Annotated in this window: 5 protein-coding genes and 3 pseudogenes; 3 read left to right on the plus strand and 5 right to left on the minus strand. The window is 63.9% G+C overall.

The window, feature by feature from the left end; all coding sequences use genetic code 11:
• Window positions 1–387, plus strand: a pseudogene (locus tag AB0C34_RS31385) (IS701 family transposase); the annotation flags it as partial.
• Window positions 388–752: 365 nt separating this feature from the next.
• Here the strand turns inward: AB0C34_RS31385 and AB0C34_RS31390 are convergent.
• The 4 genes and pseudogenes from AB0C34_RS31390 to AB0C34_RS31405 all read right to left on the minus strand — a co-directional run.
• A pseudogene (locus tag AB0C34_RS31390) lies at window positions 753–1226 on the minus strand (transposase family protein); the annotation flags it as partial.
• Window positions 1227–1501: 275 nt separating this feature from the next.
• Window positions 1502–2368 carry an NAD-binding protein gene (locus AB0C34_RS31395; protein WP_357081035.1) on the minus strand — a complete coding sequence of 289 codons (867 nt, stop codon included), beginning with the start codon at window positions 2366–2368 and terminating at the stop codon, window positions 1502–1504.
• 102 nt (window positions 2369–2470) lie between these two features.
• Entirely contained in the window at window positions 2471–2860 is a 390-nt protein-coding gene (locus AB0C34_RS31400) for a hypothetical protein (protein ID WP_357081038.1), read from the minus strand.
• 86 nt (window positions 2861–2946) lie between these two features.
• Complete coding sequence (locus AB0C34_RS31405) at window positions 2947–3816, minus strand: SDR family NAD(P)-dependent oxidoreductase (RefSeq protein ID WP_357081041.1); 870 nt, start codon at window positions 3814–3816, stop codon at window positions 2947–2949.
• 145 nt (window positions 3817–3961) lie between these two features.
• On the opposite strand from AB0C34_RS31405, the gene AB0C34_RS31410 reads away from it, so the two are divergent.
• On the plus strand, window positions 3962–4657 hold the full coding sequence (locus AB0C34_RS31410; protein ID WP_357081044.1) for a TetR family transcriptional regulator: 696 nt from the start codon (window positions 3962–3964) through the stop codon (window positions 4655–4657).
• Window positions 4658–4794: 137 nt separating this feature from the next.
• Window positions 4795–5010: a hypothetical protein gene (locus AB0C34_RS31415; RefSeq protein ID WP_357081047.1), complete on the plus strand. Its 216-nt coding sequence runs from the start codon at window positions 4795–4797 to the stop codon at window positions 5008–5010.
• A gap of 96 nt (window positions 5011–5106) precedes the next feature.
• Here the strand turns inward: AB0C34_RS31415 and AB0C34_RS31420 are convergent.
• Window positions 5107–5364 (minus strand): annotated as a pseudogene (locus AB0C34_RS31420) (IS701 family transposase); the annotation flags it as partial.

Genomic DNA, 5364 nt, shown 5'->3' on the forward strand with positions numbered 1-5364 from the left:
GTCGGCGCCGGCGCGCACGGGCCCCGCGAATACGACTGGGCCAGAAGACAAATCGACGGGCGCTGGAGGACCGGGCGCGGGCACTGGTTGCTCGCTCGGCGCGCGCTGACCCCGAACAGCCGAGGTGAGCTCGAGATCGCCTACTACATCTGTTACGGCCCGGCGCGTGCGCGGCTGGTGGATCTGGCCTGGACCGCGGGCTCGCGCTGGCATGTCGAGGAATGCTTTCAGCAAGCCAAGAACGAAGCCGGGCTCGACCACTACCAGGTGCGTTCCTGGCGGGCCTGGTATGCCCACATCACCCTGTCCATGCTCGCCCTGGCCTGGCTCGCCGCGTCTAAAACCATTGCGGCAAAAGGGGAACCGAACCTGGCATCGACGGCATGATCGCGCTCACGCTACCGGAAATCCGCCGTCTTCCGGTCGCGTTCGTCCTGACCCGCCACCACCGGGCCGACCACATCTGGGCATGGTCACACTGGCGACGCCGCCGACAACACCAAGCCCGACTATCGCACTACAAACGCCGAGGCCACCCACTCACCTGAGTACGTTGCAGTATTTAGAGGGTATTCAACGCCAACCCCAGTCGGCGGGAATAGTCCAGCAGCCCGACACCAGAATCGAGCAGCTCGTGCACGGCGTGCCAGCGTTCGATCGTGGTCGTCTCCCGGGTCATCCGGTGTCGTTTCGGTCAGCAGCGCCCGTGCGCCGCGACGGCCTTCTCCACCACCTGAGCCAGGCCGTGCCACAGACACTGTCACCGGACGCTCATCGAGCGGAACGTCGGCTACCGTCCGCCAGTAATAGCTGTGTACTCGCGCGGACTCGACACCGCAGCCTGTACACGCGGCTGGATCATCGGACGTCCCCGCCCACACCACGACCTGCCTACCCTCATCGACCACATCCTCCACTTCCTCCTGCGCGCCGACCACCAGCCCCGCTCTCCCGATGAATGGGAGCAGTGGATACGCACGACCCGCCACGCGATCCGCAAACGCTACATCGCGGTCACTGTCGGGCCCGGCGGACCGGACGAAACTCAACTCCGTCTCGCACACGCTCACTGCCTCCGAAAGGCAAGCACGGCAAGCACTTCTGCACACCCGTGAGCCCTCGCGGCTTGCCTTGAGCCGGATGCCCGGAAACGGGCACAGATCCGCCCCTCGCGTTGCGCTTGCGCCACAGCAGCAACGTCTCTCGAGACCGTCGCCCGTGGACACCAGCAAGTACGGCTCCAGGATCTAGTCCTCGGTTGACGGCCCATGTTGTCCATGCCCGCTCGCCTGCTAGCCGTGAGTCGACGAGTACACCGTCGTTATCGAACAAAACAGCGGCGGCGGGGAAAACTGTCGGTTGGTCGCTCATGACAGCTCGCGGTGTCGGCGGATCAGCCGAGCTGTACCGGCATGGTGGTGGTGACTACCATCTTCGATGCGTGCGGTGAGTATGGGGGACTCCTCGAGTGCGAAGGTGAATTGGAAGACTTGGCTGATCTCTACTGTTCTTCGGGGGGCGATGCTGCTTCGATCGTCGCGGTCAGCCCGACAAGTCCGGAGGCTCCCGCGACCGCCCAATCTGTCACCCGGCTTGCGGAGTCCGAGTCCACGTCGGCAACGGCTGTAGCGAAGAGATCAATGTCGATCAGTTCCAGCCGCTCGAGATGCTCTGCGTTCGCCGATGACACCGACAGGCCGAATGCCTCGAGGGCGAAACTGCGCGCGGATCCGGATCGGAGGACCTCGAGGAGCGGGGCAAGCGGCAGGTTCAGTTCGGTCGCTACCGCCAATGCCGTTGCGAGGTTCTGCTGGTTCATCATCATGACGGCGTTGTTGAACAGCTTGCCGTATTGACCCGTGCCAGCTTCTCCGGTGTGAATGATCACCTTCGAGAAGGTCTCGAACACTGGCTTGACGCGATTGAACGCCGCGCGGGGACAAACGCCGCCACACGCCGGCCTCGGTCCACACCGTGAACCGACGATGCGTCTCGGCGGGAACCAGGACCACCCAGGCGATACCGAGGCCGATCCGGAATCCGGGCCGTGCTGGATGAGCTGGGCAGCAGGGGCTTGATCTCCTCGATACGGGTGAGTGCTGCGGATGCGGGGCCTGGTCGAGCCGAGGGTTTGCTTTGCGAAGCGGAAGGTATGTTCCACGTCGAATCTGCGCAGGAACCCCTGCCAGTACCGGTCCATCAGTGCGGCGGTGATCTCGGGGCGAGATGCCCATAGCCACAACGGTTTCGGGTTCCGGTCTCCGGGGAGCCGGTCGACGGTCAACCGAATCAGAGTGCCTTCGATGATCGGCAGCTCGCCGTCGTGGCCGGTCACCACCTCATCGTCGTCCGATGCCACGTTCCCCACGCGATAATCAGCAAATTTCCAGAGAGCCTGATGCGTGAGTACATTTGTTGGCCTGCCCATAAAACCACCGCTTTTCGTGGACACACAGCTGACCACGGGGCATCAACCCTGCAGACGCGTGAACCCACCCAGGTGCTCGTCGAACACGGTCACCGGGATGCCCGCGCCAGCGAGCGCCTCCAGCATGTCGAGGATGGCCCGGGTCGGGCGTCCATACATGCGAATGGCAGTCGTACCTTCGAGAGTTTCCTTCCACGATGGGTTGACAAGGTCGCTGAGCACGCGCATGTGGTGCTCGAACGAGTCGGTGTCGGGGTGGATCTGGATGTACTCCACCTCGGTACCGTCCTCGCTGCGGTACTCATGGAAGCCGATGGTGCGCGGCTCGTTGTCCTGGATGAACCGGATCCAGCCCGGGACGCGGCACTGCTCGTCCTCGATTTTTCCGTCGCGGACCTTATTCGTGGCGACAAAAATGAACGGACCTGACATCGTGTAACTCCCAATTGTGCGGTGATTGCTGCGTTCCGGACGAGTCCGACACCCAGCGTCAGAACGTCCACGTCAGTCGAGACCTATCAGATGTCGCGCTCGAGAGGCTCCGTGCCGGGAGCCGGGACCAACGTGCGCCAGAGCGCACTCGGCCGACCGACAGCAGCGGAACGGAACTCGGTCCAGTACTCCTGCGGGCCGAGGATGCGCTTCGCGTCCGGGATCGCCGTCGACTCCGGGCCGGAGTAAACGCGGACCTGCTCGAGAGCGGGATCGATGACGGTTCGGTAGATGGCGTCGGCGGTGACCCGCGGCGACGAGCCCGTCATCGGCGTCACTCCGAAAAACGACTCGATGCCGGCCTGGTACTCGTCGGGCACGTCGACCGCGGCGTCGATCTTCGTGAAGATCCGCGTGGCGTGCTGGCCGGGAATGATCGCGCGCACCGCAACGCCGAACTCCGCCATTTCCATCGACAACCCTTCACTCAGCGTGGCAACCGCAGCCTTCGACGCCGCGTAAACCGAGCTGTACGGGTAACCCTGCTCAGCGGTCAACGACGAGATGTTCACCACGACGCCGGATCGCTGCGCACGAAAGGTCGGCAGGAACGCCTTGGTGACGGCGATCAACCCGAACAGGTTCGTCTGGAACTGGCTGTGGATCTGCTCCATCGTCGATGCCTCGAGGGGCCCCATCTGGTACGAGCCTGCGTTGTTGACCAGCGCGTCGACGCGACCAAACGCCGCAAGCGCCTGCTGCGCGAACCCGGCTGCAGCACTTTCGTCGTTGACGTCCAGCAGCAGCGTACATACCCGCGGGCTCCCGTCGTGCACACCCAGGTCGGCTTCCTTGCGCACGGTCGCGACGACATCCCAGCCCTCGGCGGAGAACTTCTCCACAGTGGCCTTTCCTAGACCGCTTGCAGTACCGGTGACGACGACAACTTTATTCACGGTGATTCTCCTCCACACGGAGCAATGAACTCTTAAATGTCCATCGGACCTTTATGATTCCACCGTAGCGGTCCACTGGACACACCGCAAGTGTCCAGCGGACCGCTATCCTAGGAACCGGCCCTACGGAGTACGAGGAGAAGCAATGGACGACGTGGAGGTCCCGGCCTTCCAGCGGGCAAGACGCCCCGAACAGCGAGAGCTGCGACGACAGGAGATCCTCGACGCGGCCGAGGTCCTTCTGGCCGACCTCCCGGCGGAGGAGATCAGTCTCCGCGAGCTCGGACGGCAACTCAACGTGTCGAAGACCCACGTGGTCCGGTACTTCGAGACCCGCGAGGGAGTCTTTCTCGAGCTCCTGAACCGGCAGCGCCTGGCCTGGCTCGACGCGCTCAGCGAAGAACTGCCGGAACCGCCCTGCAACCCCGAGCAGGCGATGGCGGCCTGGGCCGGGTCACTCGCGGCGCGGCCGGGCCTCTGCCAGCTGTGGAGCCTGCTGCCAAACGTGCTGGAACGCAACGTCAGCGCCGAAACCGTGCGAGTCTACAAACTCATCGACCTCGAACATCGGACCAGGTTGGCAACACTGATCCGGGACCGCGTACCCGCTCTGACCGAGGATAACGCGCTCACTTTGACGGAGTACGCCGTCGTGTCGCTGGTGGGCCTCTGGCCTTTCAGCAGCCCGACACCTGCCATCGCCGAAGCCACTGCGGACCCGCGCCTCGAACGCGCGCGCGTCGACTTCCCCGTGATGTACGGCGAGATTCTGAAGACGACGCTTGCAGGGCTCCTCTCCCGCTGGGAACCCAGCGCGGCTTCGAGCAGCGCCGCCTCGTAGTCGACTCTGCCGGGCAACCGGCCACCTGCCCAGGCCGCGCGCCGGCTGGCCGACCCAGGTTGGTGAACTGTAGGCGGGAAGCATCGAAAGGGCGGGCCCTACTCATGTGTCGCAGGGCGTCGTTATGCTCGCACGACATGGAGCCCGCCACCGCCGCCATCGCTGATCTTGTTACCGCGATCACGCCGATCGACGAAGTCGAACAGCAACAGCACAAGCCGATGCATGGCTGTCGCGCGGGGAGAAACGTGAATAAAAACCAACTACCGCAACGTAATTCGGACGTCGAGGCGGTTGAAATGTCAGCCGAGAAACTGCTGATGACCAGCAACCAGCGGTCTGCGCACGGTTAGAATCAGTCACCTAGATCGGCTACATGGAGTTATCCGTGGTGGCCAGACGACGAAAACAAGACAGAGCCAGAACAGTCAACGACCGTCATAAGTCGAATCGAGCCCGGCTTCGTTCTTGGCTTGCTGAAAGCATTCCTCGACATGCCAGCGCGAGCCCGCGGTCCAGGCCAGATCCACCAGCCGCGCACGCGCTGGGCCGTAACAGATGTAGTAGGCGATCTCGAGCTCACCTCGGCTGTTCGGGGTCAGCGCGCGCCGCGCGAGCAACCAGTGCCCGCGCCCGGTCCTCCAGCGCCCGTCGATTTGTCTTCTGGCCCAGTCGTATTCGCGGGGCCCGTGCGCGCCGGCGCCGAC

It is taken from the genome of Nocardia sp. NPDC049220 (assembly GCF_040647855.1).
In the GTDB taxonomy this organism is placed as follows: Bacteria; Actinomycetota; Actinomycetes; order Mycobacteriales; family Mycobacteriaceae; genus Nocardia.